Genomic DNA, 20,209 nt, shown 5'->3' on the forward strand with positions numbered 1-20,209 from the left:
GACACACATGCTTCTGCTGAGGAAATGGCTCATGGTTCTGCGTTCGCAAATTCTCGCCCACAAACTCGAACTGCCCACCGCCGAACAGGCCCTGCCGGGACGGGCAGACGCGATGAAGGTGCCGACTGCGCATTTCGTCAATGGCAATGCGCTGCAGGGGCCATTTCCTGATGGCCTTGAGCAGGCGGTATTCGCCATGGGCTGTTTCTGGGGCGCGGAACGGCGCTTCTGGCAGCAGCCGGGGGTGTGGAGCACGGCGGTCGGCTATGCCGGCGGCCATACGCCGAACCCAACCTATGACGAAACCTGCTCAGGCCTGACCGGCCATACCGAAGTCGTGCTGGTGGTATTCGATCCGCAGGTCACCAGCTACGCCGCATTGCTGAAAGTGTTCTGGGAGGCGCACAACCCGACCCAAGGCATGCGCCAGGGTAACGACACGGGTAGCCAGTACCGTTCGGCGATCTACTGCTACGGCGCCGAACAACTGGCCGCAGCACAGAGCAGCCAGGTCAAATTCCAGGCGGAATTAAGCAAAAACGGTTACGGCGCTATCACCACCGAAGTAAGCGAGGCGCCACCGTTCTACTACGCTGAGGCCTATCACCAGCAGTATCTGGCGAAGAATCCCGGCGGCTATTGCGGCCTGGGTGGCACGGGCACTTGCCTGCCAGACTGAAGACACCTGACGCAGAAGGAACCCCCATGGAACTCAGCAGCCTGACCAACCAGGTGGCGTCCCAGGCCTCGGCTCAAGCCTCCGCCATGGCCTCGCTGCTGTTACTGCGCAAGACCCTGGAACTGCAGGCCGCCAGCATCGGCGGCCTGATTGAGGCCGCCACGCCAGCCAGCCTGCCGAGTAACCCGCCCAATCTGGGCAATAGCGTCGACGTCGTGGTTTAGCCCGCTGCATCCGCCGTCGCACTGGCGGCGGTAGGCGCTTGTGCCTTCCAGCTTTTCAACAACTTGCCCACCCTGTAACCGCGCCAGCCGAGCATCCGCGAGGCGGTCATCACCCCGGCCATCAACGCGCCGCCCACGCCAGCTGTCACCGTATCCGCCCCGGTCAGGTACAGGCCCTTGATCGGCGTCTGGGTGTGAATCCAGTGCTGCTCGAAACGCTCGACCGTGTGATCAATCCCGTAGATTTCACCCTGTTCGTTCCACTGGTACCACTCGGTGGACAGCGGCGTGCCCAGCTCGCAGAAATCCAACGCATCGCGCAGTTGCGGCTGATGCTGGTAGAGGGTTTCCAGCAACTGCTCGGTTAGCTGCGCCTTGAACGCTTCGTACTCGGCACCGCGCTTGCCCCAGGTGGTGCCCTTCCACTGGGCGAACCACTGCGGCTGGGTCGGCGCGACGATTTCCACCGTGGCCTTGTTCGGGTAATGCGCATCCCAGGCCGGGTCTTTGGCCGAGGGGAAGCTGATGTAGATCAGCGGCATCGCCGGGTTCTGTCCGGCCATAAAGCTGCTGACGTTGTGGTCGTGATCATGACTTGGGTAGACCCAGTAGTTGGTCTTCGGCAGCTTCAACTCGGCGGCGCTGCCCTTAAACCCGGCATACAGGCACAGGGTGGCGGCCGACAGTTTGACCTTGGGCAGTTGCTCCAGCAGACCATGGTCGCTCGCCACTTGCGGTTCGAGCAGACGGGTATAGGTCGGCACCAGGCCGGCGCAGCTGACAATCTGCGGCGCGCGAATCTCGACGCCGTCTTTCTGCAAACGCACACCGACCGCACGGCCCTTTTCGACCAGGATCTTGTCGACCCCGGCATAGGTGAAGACATGACCGCCTGCCGCCTCGATCACCGGGATGATGGTCTCGGAAATCTTCGTCGCGCCGCCCACCGGGTAGTTGCCGCCGGTGATGTAGTGCTTGGCGACCATAGCGTGCATCACAAAGGCGGCTTCGGCCGGCGGCAGGCCGTAATCACCCCACTGCGCGGTGAGCACGCCGATCAACTCCTGATTGTCGGTCAGACCTTCAAGCACTTCACGGGTGGTTTTGAAGAAGTAATCCGGCAGCCACAGACGACGCAATTTGCCGTAGAGCATACCCAGTGAGCGCGGCAGCGCCTGACCCGCAAAAAAGCGCGGCACCCTGGCACTGACCTCGCTGAGCAGGTCGACATAGCGGTCGAGCACTGCGGCCTCGCCGGGGAAGTGGCGCTTCATCTCCGCCTTGAATTCATCACGCCCGGCCACGTAGTCATAGGTCTGTTCGCCCATCACGATACGGTCGTAATGGGCGTCCATTGGCGCCCATTCGAGGTTGCCGTCGCTGATCACATCGAACACCCGACGGATCATCGACCAGGGTTTGTGCACCTCGCCGATGTAATGCACGCCCACGTCCCACTCATAGCCTTCGCGCTCATAGCTGTGGGTATAGCCGCCGGCGGTGTAATGCTGCTCCAGCACGCACACGCGCTTACCGAGCTTGGCCAGCAGCGCGGCCGTGGTCAGGCCGCCTATGCCGGAGCCGATGATGATGGCGTCGTAACCGTTGCGCGCCAGACGCGAACGAAAGCGGGTTCCTGTGCGTTTCATGGGCAGCTCCGTGGTTATTTTTGTTATGCAAGTTTTTGCATAATAGGCAAGCATTCACCACCCATGCAACTTTTTGCATATCCCGTATACTGCGGCGCATCTCTGGCAGCAGCCGTTAAAGTCCGCCCATGTCACTCAAGCACGCCATTTTGATCCTGCTCGAAAGCGAACCCGGCAGCGGTTACGACCTGTTCAAGCGCTTCAAGGATGGCCTGGGTTACTTCTGGAACGCCAAACACCAGCAGGTGTACCTGGAGCTGAAAAAGCTCAGCGAAGCCGGCTGGCTGGCGTTTGAAGCACAAACCCAAGACACCCGTCCGGACAAAAAGAACTACCGCCTGACTCCAGCCGGCCATGCCGAACTGCTGCGCTGGCTGGGCGAGCCAGTGCAGCCGAATACCATCAACGATGCGCTGCTGGTGAAGCTGTATGCCGGCGCACACACCTCACCCGACAACCTGCGTGAAGAAATGCAGCGGCATATCGCCGTGCACCGCAAAACGCTGGACAGCCTGCTGAGCATTGAGCGCGACTACCACGGCTTACCCGCCGAGCAGCGCCACGCTCTGCGCATGCCTTACCTCACGCTGCGGCGCGGCATTCTGGGTGAACAGTCCTGGCTGCAATGGGCAGAGGAAGTCGAGCACGCGCTGCAGGACACAACGCCAGCCAGCACGCCACCCGGTAAATAGTGCAGAAGCCGCTGTCGCCTACTGCCACGAGGTAGGCAAACCGTTAGACTGCAAGCCATTAGCCATCATCCTCGACACCCGCATGCCCGCACCCTCAGCCTACATATCCCCCGACCAGCTGTGTGTCGGCCTGTATATCCAGCTTGAACTGGCCTGGTGGGAACACAACTTTGCCTTCAGCAACTTCAAGATCAAGGATGAAAACCAGATCAAGGCCCTGCGCGCCTTGGGGGTTACACGCCTGCGCTATGACCCCGAGCGCAGTGATTGTGAGCCCCTGAGCGCGACCGAACCCACAGCAACGGTCGTCACCCCAATACCGGCAGCACCGCCCTCGCCACAGCAGCAGGCCAGCCTGGCCCGTGCGGAAAAACTCAAGGCCCTGCGCAAACGCCTGGCCGAAGTGGACCGCAAATTCGTTCAGGCCAGCCAACAGGTCAAAACCCTCAACCAGACGCTGCGCAGCCGCCCTGAAGAAGCCTGCAAACAGGCCGGCGAAGTGGTCGGCGCGATGGTTGATACGCTGCTCGGCGGCAGCGGCGCCGTGCTGCACACCATCAATAGCAAGGCCGCCGAAGACAATTACCTGCACTCCCTGAACGTCACCGTACTGAGCCTGATGCTGGGTCGCCAACTCGGCCTGGACAGCGAGGACTGCCATGTCCTCGGCATGGGGGCGCTGCTGCACGATGTCGGCAAACTGGAAGTGCCCAGCAAGGTCCTGCTGAAAAGTGAGCCGCTGACCCGTCCGGAACAGCAGCTACTGCAGCTGCACTGTGAATTTGGCCTGCGCATGGGCCACAAGCTGATGCTGGATGATGAAGTGCTGCGCGTCATCAACGAGCACCATGAATACTGCGACGGCAGCGGTTACCCGCGTCAGCTGCGTGAAGCGGCCATCGGCCGACTAAGCCGTCTGGTGTGCATCACCAACCAGTTCGACAACCTGTGCAACCCGCTCAACCCGCGTGATGGCCTGAGCCCGCACGAAGCGCTGGCGCTGATGTTCAAGCAATACAATGCGCGCTTCGACGCGGTGGCGCTGAAAGCCTTTATCCGCTGCATGGGGGTGTATCCACCGGGCTGCCTGGTGCAGCTCGATGACCAGCGATACGGCCTGGTCTTGGGGATGAACCCAAGCCTGCCGCTGAAACCGACCCTGGTGGTCTACGATGCCGAAGTGCCCAAAAACGAGGCGCTGATCATCGACCTGGAACAGGAAACACGCCTCGGCATCGCTAGCAGCCTGCGCCCGGCGCAGCTGCCGCGCGAAGCGCTGGAGTACCTCAACCCACGCCAGCAGCTGAGCTACTTTGTCGAACCGAGCAAAGGTCGCTAGCCCGCGCTGCCTTCCTCAATCAGCCAATCCAGTCGCCAGCCGCCCTGGCTTTGCCCGAGCAGCTGAGCGAGCCATGGCAGGATCTGCTTGAGTTCGTCTTCCAAGCCCCATGGCGGGTTGCTGATCACCAGGCCGGAGCCATTCAAGCGTGCCGCTTCGTCAGTGGGGTGTACATAGAGTTCGATGCGCAGCAGCTTGGGCGCCTTGCTCTTTTGCAGATCACTGTAGAAACGCCGCAACTGGCGCAGGTCCTTGATCGGGTACCAGATCGCCACCACCGCCTGACGCATACGGCCGATGGCTTCGCTCAGGGATTGGGCGCAGCGTTCCATCTCATCGACCTGCTCGAACGGCGGATCGATCAACAGCAGGGCGCGCTTCTCGCGGGTTGGCAGCAGGGCGCGTGGCACATACCAACCCTCACCCAGGTGCACGGCCACGCGGCGATCGCCGTGCATGTTTTCCTTGAGTAGACGACCGTCTTCCGGGTGCTTCTCGTTCAAGTGCAAGCGATCTTGCTCGCGGGTCAGCAGGCGTGCCAGCTCCGGCGAGCCGGGGTAATGACGCAGCTCGCCATCCGGGTTCATCGCCCGAATCACTTCCAGATAATCCAGCAGCGGGTCCGGTACATCGGTGGCCTGCCACAGCCGGGCGATGCCTTCCAGCCACTCACCCGTGCGGCTGGCTTGATCACCGCGCAGGTCATACAGACCGATACCCGCATGGCTGTCGAGGTAGGCGAACGGCGCCTCCTTGCGTGACAGCAGGGCAATCAGGCGAGTGAGGACATAGTGTTTCAGCACATCGGCATGGTTGCCGGCATGGAAGGCGTGGCGGTAGTTCATTGGGCGGACTCCTGTGGCCGGGCAGTTTACCAGTTTGCCAGGCGCCGGATGGATCAGTACGGTGGCCACTGATCCATCCGGCAAAAGAGAACCCACATGTCATTGCAAGACCTATTGGGCATTGAGCTACCGCTGATCCAGGCCCCCATGGCTGGCGTGCAGCTGCATGGTTTAGCCGCTGCCGTATCCAACGCCGGCGCGCTGGGTTCGCTGCCCTGCGCCATGCTTGATGCGGCCGGCCTACGCAAGGAGCTGCAGGCGCTCAGCGAGAAGACGCGCAGGTCCTATAACCTGAACTTCTTCTGCCACACCCCGCCAACAGCCGACGACACACGCGAAGCCGCCTGGCGTGAGACGCTGAGTCCGTACTACCGCGAGTTCGGCATTGATCCCGCGACGATTGCCAGCGGTCCCGGCCGCCTGCCGTTCAGCACCGAGATGGCTGATCTGCTGGATGAATTCAAACCCGCCGTGGTGAGTTTCCACTTCGGCCTGCCTTCAGCTGAACTGCTGGCACGGGTCAAAGCGTGCGGGGCCAAGGTGCTCAGTTCGGCGACTACGGTTGAAGAGGCGTTGTGGCTCGAAGCCAATGGCGCAGATACGATCATCGCTCAGGGGCTGGAAGCCGGCGGCCATCGCGGCATGTTCCTTACCGATGAGTTGAGCAGCCAGCTCGGCACCTTCGCCCTGCTGCCGCAGATCGTCCAGGCCGTGCGCTTGCCGGTGATTGCCGCTGGCGGCATCGCCGATGCCCAAGGCGTGCGCGCCGCCATGGCCCTAGGCGCGGCGGGGGTGCAGATCGGCACCGCGTACCTATGCTGTGATGAAGCCAGCACCAGCGCCATTCACCGCGCCGCCCTGCACAGCCCGGCAGCACAGCACACGGCCCTGACCAATCTGTTCAGCGGTCGCCCGGCGCGTGGCATCGTCAACCGGGCGATGCGCGAGCTGGGCCCAATCAGCCCGACGGCACCGGCCTTCCCACTGGCGACGGCAGCCATTGCGCCGTTGCGCAGCAAGGCTGAAAGCCTGGGCAGCGGTGATTTCTCTCCGCTCTGGGCGGGGCAGAATGTCAGCGGCTGCAAGAATATCGGCGCCGCTGAGCTAACCCGCGAGCTGGCGCAGGGCTTTGTCCAATAAGCACGACCTTTGCTGCACAGCCCCATCGGGGTGGATGACATCTTTTCATCCACCTTGGCGATCGGCTGGATGGATAAAGCGTCACCCACCCTACCCGACCGCTCCGGCCCAACGCCCCGTTATCACGCTTATTAATAGTGCTGGGAGCCGCACGTGCAGCTGCTTAGACTCGGCTCATCGCAACCGGAGGTACACCCATGTCCGAGTCTCTGCTCAGTTCCCGCAACCTGGCCTTTGAGCTGTATGAAGTGCTGGACGCCGAAGGCCTGACCCAGCGTGAGCGTTTCGCTGAACACAGCCGCGAAACCTTTGACGCGGCCATCGACACCGCCCGCAGCATCGCGGAAAACCTGTTCGCCCCGCACAACCGCAAAAATGACGAGCACGAGCCGGAGTACGTCGACGGCGCAGCGGTGCTGATCCCTGAAGTGAAACCGGCGGTGGATGCCTTCCTTGAAGCGGGCTTCCTCAACGCCACCCGCGAATTCGACGTCGGCGGCATGCAGCTGCCCAACCTGCTGTCGCAGGCCTGCTTCGCCCACTTCCAGTCGGCCAACGCGGCGACCACCTCGTACCCGTTCCTGACCATGGGCGCGGCCAACCTGATCGAGAACTTCGGCACGGCCGAGCAGAAGCAGCGTTTTCTGCAGCCGATGATCGACGGCCGCTTCTTCGGCACCATGGCCCTGACCGAGCCGCATGCCGGCTCCTCGCTGTCGGACATCCGCACCCGCGCCGAACCGGCCGAAGACGGCACCTACCGGCTTAAGGGCAACAAGATCTTTATCTCCGGCGGCGACCATCCGCTGTCAGAAAACATCGTGCACATGGTGCTGGCTAAGCTGCCGGATGCCCCGGCGGGCGTAAAAGGTATCAGCCTGTTTATAGTGCCGAAGTTTCTGGTCAATGATGACGGCAGCCTGGGCAAGCGCAACGACGTGGTCCTGGCCGGGCTGTTCCACAAGATGGGCTGGCGCGGCACCACCTCCACCGCGCTGAACTTCGGTGATAACGGCGACTGCGTCGGCTACCTGGTGGGCAAACCGCACCATGGCCTGAGCTACATGTTCCAGATGATGAACGAAGCGCGCATTGGCGTCGGCATGGGCGCGGTGATGCTCGGCTATGCGGGCTACCTGTACTCGCTGGACTACGCCCGCCAGCGCCCGCAAGGCCGCTTGCCCGATGGCAAGGACCCGACCTCCAGCCAGGTGGCGATCATCGAGCACGCTGACGTGCGCCGCATGCTGCTGACCCAGAAAGCCTACGTGGAAGGTTCCTTCGACCTCGGTCTTTACGCCGCGCGGCTGTTCGACGACACCCTGACCCTGGAGACCGAGGAAGAACGGCGCATCGCCCTTGAGCTGCTCGACTTGCTCACCCCGATCGTCAAATCCTGGCCGTCGGAGTTCTGCCTCAAAGCCAACGAGCTGGCCATCCAGATTCTCGGCGGTCACGGCTACACCCGCGATTACCCGGTGGAGCAGTACTACCGCGACAACCGACTCAATCCGATCCACGAAGGCACCCACGGTATCCAGTCCCTCGACCTGCTCGGCCGCAAGGTCTCGATGAACGGCGGCGCGGCGCTCAAGCAATTGCTCAAGCTGATCCACGGCACCTGCCAGCGCGCCGAAGCCCACGCCTCGCTGACCGCCCTGCGCCAGCCTCTTGAGCAACTGCTGGCACGCCTGCAAACCGTGACCCTGGCGCTGCTGGGTGATCTGATGAGCGGTAAGGTCAACGAAGGCCTGGCCAACTCGGCGCTGTACCTGAAGGTGTTCGGCCATACCGTGATCGGCTGGCGCTGGCTGGAACAGGCAATCCGCGCAGAGGAAGGCTTGGCGAAAGGCAATGCCAGCGATGTCGACTTCTACCAGGGCAAGCTGCAGGCCGCGCGTTACTTCCTGACCTGGGAAGTGCCGAGCTGCCACCACGACCTGGCGATTCTCGAAGCCCGCGACGACACCTGCCTGGGCATGCAGGACGCCTGGTTCTGAACCCAGCGAAGCGCTGTTGAAACTGACGCCCCGCTGAACGCGGGGCGTTTTTTTTGAGCGCGGTGTGAGGGCAGCGGTTAGAATCTCTGGCACGCGCCATGCATAGTGGCACGCTCACCAACCCGCACGGAGTACGCGCCTTGGATGCCAGCACCATCAATAATCTGTTTTTGATCGGTGGCGTTCTGGTCGCAATGAGCATCCTGGTCAGTGCATTCGGCTCGCGCTTCGGCATCCCGATTCTGGTGATCTTTCTCGCTGTCGGTATGCTCGCCGGCACCGATGGCCCTGGCGGCATTGTCTTCAACAACTACCCACTGGCCTACCTGGTCGGCAACCTGGCGTTAGCCATCATCTTGCTCGATGGTGGCATGCGAACGCGGGTCTCCAGCTTTCGCGTCGCCCTGTGGCCGTCCCTCTCATTGGCCACCGTTGGTGTATTGATCACTGCGGGTTTGACCGGCGTAGCAGCGGCCTGGCTGTTCGATCTGAGCTGGATGGAAGGCCTGCTGATCGGCGCCATCGTCGGCTCCACCGATGCCGCTGCAGTATTCAGCCTGCTCGGCGGGCGCGGCCTGAACGAACGGGTCAGCGCTACCCTGGAAATCGAATCCGGCAGCAACGATCCGATGGCGGTGTTCCTCACCGTCACCTTGATCGCCATGCTCGCCAGCGGTCAGGACGGCCTGAGCTGGGGCTTGCTGGTGCAGTTGCTGCAGCAGTTCGGCATCGGCGCGCTGTTCGGCCTCGGTGGCGGCTGGCTGCTGCTCAACCTGATCAACCGCATGGAACTGGCCAACGGCCTGTATCCGCTGCTGGTGGTCAGCGGCGGTTTGATCATCTTCGCCATCACCACCGCCGTCGGCGGCAGCGGCATTCTGTCGATCTACCTGTGCGGCCTGCTGCTGGGCAACCGGCCGATTCGCTCGCGCCACGGCATCCTGCATATGCTCGACGGCCTGACCTGGCTGGCGCAGATCGGTATGTTCTTGGTTCTCGGTCTGCTGGTCACCCCGCACGAGCTGCTGCCGATTGCCTTGCCGGCTCTGGGCCTGGCGCTGTGGATGATTCTGTTCGCCCGCCCACTGTCGATCTTTATCGGCCTGCTGCCCTTCAAGGCCTTCCATGACCGCGAACGCGCCTTTATCGCCTGGGTCGGTCTGCGTGGCGCGGTGCCCATTATCCTGGCGGTGTTCCCGCTTATGGCCGGCCTACCGAATGCCCAGCTGTTCTTCAACGTGGCGTTCTTTATCGTGCTGGTTTCGCTGCTGTTGCAGGGCACCAGCCTGCCGTTTGCCGCCAAGTTGCTGCGCGTGACCGTCCCACCAGAGCCCGCACCGGTATCGCGCGCTGGCCTGGACGTGCATCCGACCAGCCAGTGGGAGCTGTTTATCTACCGCCTCGGTGCGGAAAAATGGTGCATCGGCGCGCCTTTGCGCGAACTGAAGATGCCCGAAGGCACGCGTATCGCCGCGCTGTTCCGCGGCAAGGAACTGCTGCACCCCTCCGGCAGCACGACTCTGGATGCCGGCGACCTGCTCTGCGTGGTTGGCCACGAACATGACCTGCCCGCCCTTGGCAAACTGTTCAGCCAGGCGCCCACCCGCGGCCAGGATCTGCGTTTCTTCGGCGACTTCGTACTGGAAGGCGATGCCGAACTGGCCGCCATCGCCGCACTCTACGGCCTGCAACTGCAAGGCGCCGAAGGCCAGCTGCACCTGGGCCGCTTTATCGCGCACAAGATTGGCGGCTCGCCAGTTATCGGCGACCAGGTGGAATGGCAAGGCCTGACCTGGACAGTGGCCGCCATGGAAGGGAACAAGATCCGCAAGGTCGGCGTCAGATTCCCCGAAGGCAGTCGCCCAGGCCCTGGGCTCTTCCTTTAAGCGCCGGGTTACGCGCCAGCGCTGTTGCGTTAAAAAGCGCAGCACAAGAGCGTAATCTAGCGCCCAAGAGCCGTTATATACGGCACAGGCGCTTAGCCAGGCGCCTGTTAAACTCAGCCTCTTTTCGAGCCAACGATCGTCACTATGCCCTCTCTTCGCACTTATCTTGCCGTTGCACTGCTCGGGCTGTGCCTGAGCGCCACGCTGCTACAAGCCGCCGAGCCTCCCAGCAGGGCTGACGTACAAAGCAGCCTGGACAACCTGGCCGACCGCAAGCTGCCGGAAGCCGAGCAGCTGGCCGTCAAGCAGACCTTGGAGAAAACCCTTGCGCTGCTGGATGAAAAAGCCGACAGCGAGCAACGCCGCGCCGACCTTGAGAAACAGCTGCAGCAAGCCCCACGCCTGATTGGCGAGGCGCAGCGCGATTACGAGCGACTGAAAAACAGCACACCCACCCAGGTCAATCTGCGCTACGGCAAAAGCACACTGCCGCAGCTCGAGCAATTGCTCGCCGATCGCAACGCACAACTCAACGAGTGGCAGAAGCAGATCATCGAGGCCAATAGCCTGGTGATCACCGCGCAGACTCGCCCGGAACGCGCCCAGGCAGAAATCAGCGGCAACCAGACCCGCAGCCAGGAAATCAACAGCATCCTGAAAAGCGGCCGCGATGCCAGCAAACCGCTGAGCAACGAGCGGCGTAACCAGCTGAATGCCGAACTGGCCAAGCTTGATGCGCAAACACAGCTGCGCCGCCAGGAACTGGCCGGCAACAGCCTGCTGCAGGACCTCGGTAACAGCCGCCGCAGCCTGCTGGAAGAGCGCATCAAACGCCTCGAACAGGAACTGCTCGACCTGCAGAACCTGATCAATGAAAAGCGCCGCGACCTCTCCGAACAGACCCTCGCCGAACAGTCCCGTGAGGTCGAAAAGGCCGGCACCGACAGCCTGCTGGCACAGGAAAGCGCAATCAACCTGAAGCTCTCCGATTACCTGCTGCGCGCCACCGATCGGCTCAATGAACTGACCCGCCTGAATCTGCAGACCAAACAGCAACTCGACAGCCTGAGCCAGAGCGACCAGGCCCTGGAAGAACAGATCAGCGTGCTGCAAGGCAGCCTGCTGCTCTCGCGCATCCTCTATAAGCAGCAGCAAGCCCTGCCGACGCTGAAGATCGACAGCAACCTGCCCGATCAGATCGCCGACCTGCGCCTGTACCAGTTCGAGCTCAATCAGCAGCGCGAAGCCATCAACAACCCCAGCGTGTATGTCGACAACCTGCTCAGCGCCCAGCCTAACGAGGCCGGCAACCAGGCCCTGCGCACCGACCTGCTGGCCATCGCCGATACCCGCCGCGAGCTGATCGACCGCCTTAACCGTGAACTGAACGCCCTGCTCAATGAGTCGATCACCCTGCAGCTGAATCAGAAGCAGCTGAAAACCACCGCCGAAACCCTGCGCGCCACCCTCGACGAGCAGATGTTCTGGATCCCCAGCAACAAACCGCTGGATCTGGAGTGGATCAAGTCCGTGCCGCGCCTGCTCGAACGGCAGATTGCCGAACTGCCCTGGGGCTCCAACCTGCGTCAGCTGGGTGCAGGCCTGACCGAGCGGCCACTGTTGTTCCTGCCCCTGCTGCTGCTGATTGCGCTGTTGCTGTGGCGCCGCGGCTACCTGTACCGCAAGCTCGCCGAGCTGCATCAAGACATCGGCCACTTCAAACGCGACAGCCAGTTGCACACGCCGATGGCGATCATGCTCAACGTATTGCTGGCCCTGCCCGGCACGCTGTTCCTGGCGCTGTGCGGCTTTGCCCTGCAAATGGATGCCCGCGGACAGAACGCCAACCTGGGTGAGGCGCTGTTCCAGATGGCCCAGGCCTGGCTGGTGTTCTACACCCTGTACCGCATCCTCGCCGATGGCGGCGTGGCCGAGCTGCACTTCCGCTGGGGCCGCTCACAGGTGGCCTTCCTGCATCGCCAGGTACGCCGTCTGGGTCTGGTGGTCATGGCCATGGTCGCCGTGGTCACGGTGGCCAAGCACCAACCGGCCGGCCTGGGCGATGACGTGATCGGCCTGACTGTGGTGCTGACCTGCTACGCACTGATGGTCTGGCTGCTGCACAAACTGCTACTCACCGGCCCGGCCCGCGAGCATGCCTCAGCCTTCCGCATGCTGATCGGCATCGGCTTAAGCCTTCTGCCATTGGCGCTGATCATCGCGGTCGGCCTCGGCTATTACTACACCGCACTGAAACTCAGTGACCGTCTGATCAACACCCTGTATCTGCTGGTGATCTGGCTGGTCATCGAGGCCACCTTCGTGCGCGGCCTGGGCGTGGCAGCACGTCGCCTGGCGTACCAGCGCGCCACGGCCAAACGCCAGGCACAGAGCAAGGACAGCGGCGAAGGCACGGAAACCGTGGTCGAAGAACCGACTCTGGATATCGAACAGGTCAACCAGCAGTCGCTGCGCCTAATTCGCCTGGCCCTGCTCGGCACCTTTATCGCGGGCTTGTACTGGGTCTGGGCGGACCTGATCTCGGTGTTTGCCTACCTCGACAATATCGCCCTCTACCAATACAGCAGCGGCAGCGGTGATGCCGCCACTCTGGTGCCGATCAGCCTCAGCGATGTGCTCGGCGCACTGATCATCGTCGGCATCACCATCGCCCTGGGGCGCAACCTGCCCGGCCTGCTCGAAGTACTGGTGCTCTCCAGGCTGAACCTGGCTCAGGGCAGCGCCTACGCCACCACCACCCTGCTGTCCTACCTGATCGTAGCCATCGGCTTTGTTACCACCCTGTCGACCCTCGGCGTCAGCTGGGACAAGTTGCAATGGCTGGTCGCCGCCCTGTCGGTGGGCCTGGGCTTCGGCTTGCAGGAGATCTTCGCCAACTTTATTTCCGGCCTGATCATCCTGTTCGAACGCCCGGTGCGTATCGGCGACGTGGTGACCATCGGCAACCTGTCCGGCACCGTGAGCAAGATCCGCATTCGCGCCACCACCATCACCGATTTCGACCGCAAAGAAATCATCGTGCCGAACAAGACCTTCGTCACCGACCAGCTGATCAACTGGTCGCTCAACGACACGGTTACCCGGGTCATCGTGAAGATCGGCGTAGCCTACGAAACCGACCTGCCGCTGGCGCGCAAGCTGATGATGCAGGCCGCCGAGGAAAACCCGCGGGTACTGCGCGACCCAGCACCGCTGCTGTTCTTCCTGACCATCAGCGCCAGCACCTTCGACTACGAGCTGCGCTTCCATGTGCGCGAGCTGGGCGACCGCAACGCCGCCACCGATGAAATCCTCACGCGCATTGCCCTGAGCTTCCGTGAGCACAACGTGGAAATGGCCTTCAACCAGGTCGAGGTGATGATCAAGAACCTGCACGGCCAGGAACTCAACCTGACCACCGGACAAATGGTGGCCGCCACGGCGGCAGCCGATGCGCAGCAGGGACAATTACCACCACCGCCACCTGCAATCGACCCGCAGTAGCTTGCCGCCAGGCCCGCCAGCGCGGGCTGCCACCTCATCACTGCCGGGCCGTATGTGCCCGGCTGGAGCCTGACCGTGAAGCCGCTAATCGAGCTGCAGTTCGACAACCGTTTTGCCCGCCTCGGCGACGTATTTTCCACCCACGTACTGCCCGAGCCGATTGCCGAGCCGCGCCTGATCGTTGCCAGCCCGGCCGCCATGGCCCTGCTTGATCTGGACCCGAGTGAAGCCGAGAGCGAGGTGTTTGCGCAGATCTTCGCCGGGCACAAGCTGTGGAGCACCGCCGAGCCACGCGCCATGGTCTATTCCGGGCATCAGTTCGGCGGCTACAACCCGCGCCTGGGCGATGGCCGTGGCCTGCTGCTGGGCGAGGTCATCAACGACGCCGGCGAGTACTGGGATCTGCACCTCAAAGGCGCCGGGCAAACGCCCTACTCGCGCATGGGCGACGGCCGCGCGGTGCTGCGTTCATCGATCCGCGAGTTTCTCGCCAGTGAACACCTGCACGCCCTCGGCATCCCCAGCTCGCGGGCGCTGTGCGTGACCGGCTCCAGCACCCCGGTGTGGCGCGAGAAACAAGAACGCGCGGCGATGGTACTGCGCCTGGCGCCCAGCCATATCCGCTTCGGTCACTTCGAGTACTTCTATTACACCCAGCAACATGAGCAACTCAAACAGCTGGTCGAACATGTGCTGCACTGCCACTACGCCGACTGTTTGCAGCAGGAGCAGCCGTATCTGGCAATGTTCCGCGAAGTCATCGAACGCAACGCCACGATGATCGCCTACTGGCAGGCCTACGGTTTCTGTCACGGGGTGATGAACACCGACAACATGTCGATCCTCGGCATCACCTTCGATTACGGTCCCTACGCCTTTCTCGATGATTTCGATGCCCAGCACATCTGCAACCATTCCGATGACAGCGGCCGTTACTCGTTCAGCAATCAGGTGCCCATTGCCCAGTGGAACCTCGCCGCCCTCGGCCAGGCCCTGGTGCCGCTGGTCGATGTCGACGCGCTACGGGAAACCCTCGGTCTGTTCCTGCCGTTGTACCAGGCGCATTACCTCGACCTGATGCGCAAGCGCCTGGGCCTGCTCAGTGCCGATGAGGGCGACGAAACCCTGGTGCAGCGCCTGCTGCAACTGATGCAGAGCAGCGCGGTGGATTACACCCTGTTCTTCCGCGAACTCGGCGACAGCCCGGCCGCGCAAGCCGTAGCGCGTCTGCGCGACGATTTCACCGACCTGGCTGGTTTCGACGCCTGGGCCGCTGACTACCTCGCGCGCAGTGCACGCGATGGCGACGACACGGAGCAACGCCGCATGCGCATGCACACGGCCAACCCCAAGTACATCTTGCGCAACTACCTGGCGCAGCAGGTGATCGAGGCCGCCGAACAGGGCGACTACGCCCCGGTGCGCGAACTGCATCAGGTGCTGTCGCGCCCCTTCGACGAGCAGCCCGGCTTCGAACGCTACGCCCAGCGTCCACCGGAGTGGGGCAAGCACCTGGAAATCAGCTGCTCGTCTTGAGCAGCGCTCAAGCCCCCAGCATCCACTCCAGCCCCATGGCCACATGCAACTCAGTGCTGTCGAGCAACGGCAACGGCGCATCCAGGCCATCGAGCAGCAAACCGATCTCGGTGCAGCCGAGGATGGCCACCTCGGCGCCCTGGGTTTGCAGCGTGCGCAAGCAGTCCAGATAGAACGCCCGCGCCTGCGGCAGAAACTGGCCCTGGCACAGCTCGGCAAAGATCACCCGGTCGATTTCCGTCATCTGCGCCGCGTCCGGCGTAATCACCTCAATCGCAAAGCGCTCGGCCAGGCGCTGGCGGTAGAAATCCTCCTGCATGGTGAAACGCGTGCCGAGCAAAGCCGCGCGGCGCACACCCTGGCGTTGCAGCGCCTGGCCAACCGCATCACCAATATGCAGCAGAGGTATCTGCACCGCCGCCTCAATAGCCGGCGCCACCTTGTGCATGGTGTTGGTGGCCAGCAACAGGGCCGTGGCCCCCGCCTGCTCAAGCCCCTCAGCCGCCTGCGCCAGCACCTGCCCAGCCGCCTGCCAGTCGCCACACCGCTGCAGCTCGGCAATCTCGGCAAAGTCCACTGAATGCAGCAGCAAGGGCGCCGAATGCAAACCACCGAGGCGCTCGCGCACGCCCTGGTTGAGCAAGCGGTAATAGCTGGCCGTTGACTCCCAACTCATGCCACCGAGAATACCTAGTTGGCGCATATGCCCTCCTGCTCACAAAAGCCTTGAGCCTAATCCGCCACCGGCCCAACGCACAGGCACAGTGCGCGGTAGAGCGGCCGGTACAGCCTTATCTATTAAATCGAAAAGGCATATAAACCTTCCCAAACATTCTTAGACTCTCTAAGCAGCAACCCTTATCTTCTCCGCCTTGCGTGGCCGCCACGTCTGCATCGCGCACCCGATACCTCACACGAGACTCGTCCGCTTACGCTAAGGATGTTCATGTTCTGGGACTCTCTTCCTCTGCCCTTGCTGTTTGTCGGCGCCCTGCTGATCTGGGTGCTGTACGCCTTTGTGCGTGAGAAGTGGAGCCCGGACATCGTCGCTGCCATCGCCGTGGCGGCGCTGCTGATCACTCAGCTGCTGACGCCTGCGGAAGTGCTCAGCGTGCTGAGCAACTCGGCGCCGGTGACCATCGCCTGCATGTTCGTGCTCTCCGCTGCGCTGGAGCGCACCGGCTGCATCGACGCCCTGGGCAACTGGCTGGGCGACCTGGTCGGTACCAGCCCGATTCGCGTACTCACCGGGCTGACCGTCACCGCCCTGGTGATTTCCGCCTGCCTGAACAACACCCCGGTGGTGGCCATTCTCACACCGGTGGCGATTTCCCTGGCCCGCCGCGCCGGCACCTTGCCGTCGAAACTGCTGATTCCGCTGTCCTACGCCACCATCCTCGGCGGCACCCTGACCATGATCGGCACCTCGACCAATATTCTGGTTGACGGCGTGGCGCGCAAGGCGGGCCTGGAGCCCTTCGGCATCTTCGAGATTACCGGCGCAGGCCTGATCATGGCCGCCTTCGGCATGGCCTACCTGCTGACCATCGGCCATCGCCTATTGCCTGAGCGCGAAACCCTGTCCAAGCAGCTGCGCCCGAACCTCGACCGCACCTTTATGACCGAGCTGCTGGTGCCGCAGAATTCTCCGGTGATCGGCAAAACCCTGCACGAAGCCAACCTCAATGGCGGCAGCGGCTTGCAGGTGCTGAAGATTTTCCGCGACGAGCAGGAACTCACCGAGCCGGCCCACGACACCCTGCTGGTGGCGGGCGATCAACTGGTGCTGCACGGCCAGGTCAAGGATGTGGTGGAGCTGCGCGAAAGTGGCCACCTGATTTTCAACCGCAGCGATGCCTTCGAAACCATCAGCAGCCATGACGTGATCCTCGCCGAGGCCATCGTCGGGCGTAACTCGCGCTACAGCCACCGGCCGATGCGCGACCTCGACCTCACCGCACGCTATGGCATCGCCGTACTCGCCGTGCACCGTCAGGATGAGAACATCCAGGGCAACCTGGATGACTTCGAACTGCAGTTCGGCGACGTGATGCTGGTGGAAGGTACGCCGACGCAGATCAAGCGTTTCGCCGACAACGGCGAGCTGATCAGCCTCAACGCCGTGCAGGAGCGTGCGTTCCGCCGCGACAAGGCACCAATTGCGATCATCGCCACCCTGGCGGTGATGATCCTCGCCGCGTTTGGCGTAATGCCCATCGAGGGCCTGGCGATCATCGGAGCGGTGACCGTACTGGCGACCCGCTGCCTGGACGTGGAAGACGCCTACAAGGCAGTAGACTGGAAAATTCTCAGCCTGATTTTCGGCATGCTGGCCATCAGTATCGCCATGGACAAGGTCGGTCTGGTCAGCCTGATGGTCAGCAATGTCATGGGCCTAATGCCCTGGGCCGGCCCGCTGCTGATGCTGTCGTTTATCTACCTGTTCACCTCGATCCTCACCGAAGTGCTGTCAAACAACGCGGTGGCGGTACTGGTCACGCCGATTGCCATCGGCATGGCCCAGCACCTGGGCGTCGACCCGCGCGCCTTTGTGGTCGCAGTAATGTTCGCCGCCAGCGCCAGCTTCGCCACGCCCATCGGCTATCAGACCAACACCTTCGTCTACAACGCCGGCGGCTACCGCTTTACCGACTTTATGAAGGTCGGCATTCCACTCAATCTGCTGCTGTGGGTTGTGGCCAGTTTTGTAATCCCCTGGTTCTTCCCGCTGACGCCGGTTTGACGGCATAAGCGGCGAACACATCGATCTAACTCAAGGCCCGATTCATTGCTCCAGCGCATTGACCGGGCCTTCTTGCTTTGGCCATGCTGCGGGTCTTTCAAACTGCCCTGAAGGAACGCGCGCATGAAATTGGAAACCCTGGCCATCCACGCCGGCTACAGCCCTGATCCGACCACCAAGGCCGTGGCGGTGCCGATCTACCAAACCAGCTCCTTTGCCTTCGACGACACCCAGCACGGTGCCGACCTGTTCGACCTGAAGGTCGCCGGCAATATCTATTCGCGGATCATGAACCCGACCAACGCCGTGCTCGAAGAACGCGTGGCTGCGCTGGAAGGCGGCGTCGGCGCACTGGCCGTGGCCTCGGGCATGGCCGCCATCACCTACGCGATCCAGACCGTGGCCGAGGTTGGCGACAATATCGTCTCGGTGGCCAAACTCTACGGCGGCACCTACAACCTGCTGGCCCACACCCTGCCGCGCTTCGGCATCCAGACCCGCTTTGCTGCCCATGACGACATCGCCGCCCTCGAAGCGCTGATCGACGACAAAACCAAAGCCGTATTCTGCGAGTCCATCGGCAACCCGGCCGGCAATATCGTCGATCTGGCCGCACTGGCCGCCGCTGCGCACCGCCATGGCGTGCCGCTGATCGTCGACAACACCGTAGCCACGCCGATTCTCTGCCGCCCGTTCGAGCATGGCGCTGACATCGTCGTGCACTCGCTGACCAAGTACATCGGCGGCCACGGCACCAGCATCGGCGGCATCGTCGTCGACTCCGGCAAGTTCCCCTGGGCGGACAACAAGGCGCGCTTCCCGTTGCTCAACACCCCGGATCCTTCCTATCACGGCGTGACCTACACCGAAGCCTTCGGCCCGGCGGCCTTTATCGGCCGCTGCCGCGTGGTGCCGCTGCGCAACACCGGGGCAGCGCTGTCGCCGTTCAATGCCTTCCTGATTCTGCAAGGCCTGGAAACCCTGGCCTTGCGCATGGAGCGCCACTGCGAGAATGCGCTGAAGGTCGCCCATTACCTGCAAAATCATCCACAGGTGGCGTGGGTGAAATACGCTGGCCTGCCCGATCACCCCGAGCACGCACTGGCGCAGCGCTTCTGCGGCGGCAAACCGGCTTCGATCCTGTCCTTTGGCATTGTGGGCGGCCAGGCTGCCGGCGCACGCTTTATCGATGCGCTGCAGTTAGTGGTGCGTTTGGTGAATATCGGCGATGCCAAATCGTTGGCCTGCCACCCTGCCTCGACCACTCACCGCCAGCTGAATGATGAAGAGCTGGAGCGCGCCGGCGTACCGCGCGACATGGTGCGCCTGTCGATCGGTATCGAGCACAGCGACGACATCCTCGCAGACCTGGCCCAGGCGCTGGACGCCGCGGCGGGCTGATCGCCCTTGATATCCGCATAAGCGACTCCAGATAAGGGATAACAGCCTCTGGAGTCGCCCATGTCCAACCCTCTACTGATCCCCTGCCCGCACTGCAATGGTCTCAATCGCATTCCCGCCGAGCGCTTGGGCGATGCGCCGCGCTGCGGCCGCTGCAAATCGGAGGTGCTGCCTAGCACACCGTTCGAACTGACCCAAGCCAACTTCGACGCGCAGAACAAGGGCGACCTGCCGTTGCTGATTGATGTCTGGGCCAGTTGGTGCGGCCCCTGCCGCAGCTTTGCTCCGATCTATGAGCAGGCCGCCGCGCAGCTGCAAGGTCACTGCCGCCTGAGCAAGCTGGACAGCGAAGCCAACCCTCAGCTCTCGGCTGAAATGGGCATTCGCTCGATCCCTACGCTGATCCTGCTCAAGGGCGGCATCGAAGTGGCTCGCCAGAGTGGCGCGCTGCCCTTGCCGCAATTGCTCGGCTGGTTGCGTCAGCAGGGCATCTGAGCGAATTGGTCAATCGACCGGCAGCCTTGCGGTCATTACCCTGCCATCGACCAACCCTTAGGCTGGCTGCACAACA

The 20,209-nt window shown here is 62.7% G+C and carries 15 protein-coding genes; 12 read left to right on the top strand and 3 right to left on the bottom strand.

Annotated elements, in window-relative coordinates:
• The first annotated feature begins 31 nt into the window (after positions 1-31).
• Complete coding sequence (msrA, locus tag HCI85_RS06325; protein WP_167143165.1) at positions 32-679, top strand: peptide-methionine (S)-S-oxide reductase MsrA; 648 nt, start codon at positions 32-34, stop codon at positions 677-679.
• 26 nt (positions 680-705) lie between these two features.
• Entirely contained in the window at positions 706-903 is a 198-nt protein-coding gene (locus HCI85_RS06330) for a putative motility protein (RefSeq protein WP_090249852.1), read from the top strand.
• Here the strand turns inward: HCI85_RS06330 and HCI85_RS06335 are convergent.
• Positions 900-2,552: a phytoene desaturase family protein gene (locus tag HCI85_RS06335; protein WP_167143168.1), complete on the bottom strand. Its 1,653-nt coding sequence runs from the start codon at positions 2,550-2,552 to the stop codon at positions 900-902. The two genes, HCI85_RS06330 and HCI85_RS06335, sit on opposite strands and share 4 nt — an antisense overlap.
• A gap of 128 nt (positions 2,553-2,680) precedes the next feature.
• Between HCI85_RS06335 and HCI85_RS06340 the strand changes: the two genes are divergently transcribed.
• Positions 2,681-3,244, top strand: coding sequence for a PadR family transcriptional regulator (locus HCI85_RS06340; RefSeq protein WP_167143171.1), 564 nt, complete (start codon positions 2,681-2,683; stop codon positions 3,242-3,244).
• Positions 3,245-3,326: 82 nt separating this feature from the next.
• Positions 3,327-4,583, top strand: a complete 1,257-nt coding sequence (locus tag HCI85_RS06345) for an HD-GYP domain-containing protein (protein WP_090249860.1) — start codon at positions 3,327-3,329, stop codon at positions 4,581-4,583.
• On the opposite strand, the gene HCI85_RS06350 is transcribed toward HCI85_RS06345, so the two are convergent.
• Positions 4,580-5,428 carry a 23S rRNA (adenine(2030)-N(6))-methyltransferase RlmJ gene (locus tag HCI85_RS06350; protein ID WP_167143174.1) on the bottom strand — a complete coding sequence of 283 codons (849 nt, stop codon included), beginning with the start codon at positions 5,426-5,428 and terminating at the stop codon, positions 4,580-4,582. The two genes, HCI85_RS06345 and HCI85_RS06350, sit on opposite strands and share 4 nt — an antisense overlap.
• Before the next feature lie 96 nt (positions 5,429-5,524).
• Between HCI85_RS06350 and HCI85_RS06355 the strand changes: the two genes are divergently transcribed.
• The 5 genes from HCI85_RS06355 (at position 5,525) to selO (ending at position 15,494) form a co-directional block, all read left to right on the top strand.
• On the top strand, positions 5,525-6,568 hold the full coding sequence (locus HCI85_RS06355) for an NAD(P)H-dependent flavin oxidoreductase (protein ID WP_167143177.1): 1,044 nt from the start codon (positions 5,525-5,527) through the stop codon (positions 6,566-6,568).
• A 197-nt stretch (positions 6,569-6,765) separates the two neighbouring features.
• Positions 6,766-8,568, top strand: coding sequence for an acyl-CoA dehydrogenase (locus HCI85_RS06360; protein ID WP_167143180.1), 1,803 nt, complete (start codon positions 6,766-6,768; stop codon positions 8,566-8,568).
• Between the two features lie 140 nt (positions 8,569-8,708).
• Positions 8,709-10,454, top strand: a complete 1,746-nt coding sequence (locus HCI85_RS06365) for a potassium/proton antiporter (RefSeq protein ID WP_160090030.1) — start codon at positions 8,709-8,711, stop codon at positions 10,452-10,454.
• 144 nt (positions 10,455-10,598) lie between these two features.
• A complete protein-coding gene (mscK, locus tag HCI85_RS06370; RefSeq protein ID WP_167143183.1) occupies positions 10,599-13,958 on the top strand; it encodes a mechanosensitive channel MscK in 3,360 nt (1,119 codons plus the stop codon).
• Positions 13,959-14,033: 75 nt separating this feature from the next.
• Positions 14,034-15,494, top strand: a complete 1,461-nt coding sequence (gene selO, locus HCI85_RS06375; protein WP_167143187.1) for a protein adenylyltransferase SelO — start codon at positions 14,034-14,036, stop codon at positions 15,492-15,494.
• 7 nt (positions 15,495-15,501) lie between these two features.
• Here selO and HCI85_RS06380 read toward each other — a convergent pair whose 3' ends face one another.
• Complete coding sequence (locus HCI85_RS06380; protein ID WP_167143190.1) at positions 15,502-16,197, bottom strand: aspartate/glutamate racemase family protein; 696 nt, start codon at positions 16,195-16,197, stop codon at positions 15,502-15,504.
• A 243-nt stretch (positions 16,198-16,440) separates the two neighbouring features.
• Here HCI85_RS06380 and HCI85_RS06385 point away from each other — a divergent pair, with 243 nt between their 5' ends.
• The 3 genes from HCI85_RS06385 (at position 16,441) to trxC (ending at position 20,133) form a co-directional block, all read left to right on the top strand.
• Complete coding sequence (locus tag HCI85_RS06385) at positions 16,441-18,237, top strand: SLC13 family permease (protein ID WP_167143193.1); 1,797 nt, start codon at positions 16,441-16,443, stop codon at positions 18,235-18,237.
• Between the two features lie 123 nt (positions 18,238-18,360).
• Positions 18,361-19,638, top strand: coding sequence for a bifunctional O-acetylhomoserine aminocarboxypropyltransferase/cysteine synthase (locus HCI85_RS06390; protein WP_167143196.1), 1,278 nt, complete (start codon positions 18,361-18,363; stop codon positions 19,636-19,638).
• Between the two features lie 60 nt (positions 19,639-19,698).
• Positions 19,699-20,133 carry a thioredoxin TrxC gene (trxC, locus tag HCI85_RS06395; protein ID WP_090249885.1) on the top strand — a complete coding sequence of 145 codons (435 nt, stop codon included), beginning with the start codon at positions 19,699-19,701 and terminating at the stop codon, positions 20,131-20,133.
• The last annotated feature ends 76 nt before the right edge of the window (positions 20,134-20,209 follow it).

It is taken from the genome of Pseudomonas sp. OTU750018 (genome assembly GCF_011636575.1).
Taxonomy (GTDB): domain Bacteria; phylum Pseudomonadota; class Gammaproteobacteria; order Pseudomonadales; family Pseudomonadaceae; genus Aquipseudomonas; species Aquipseudomonas peli.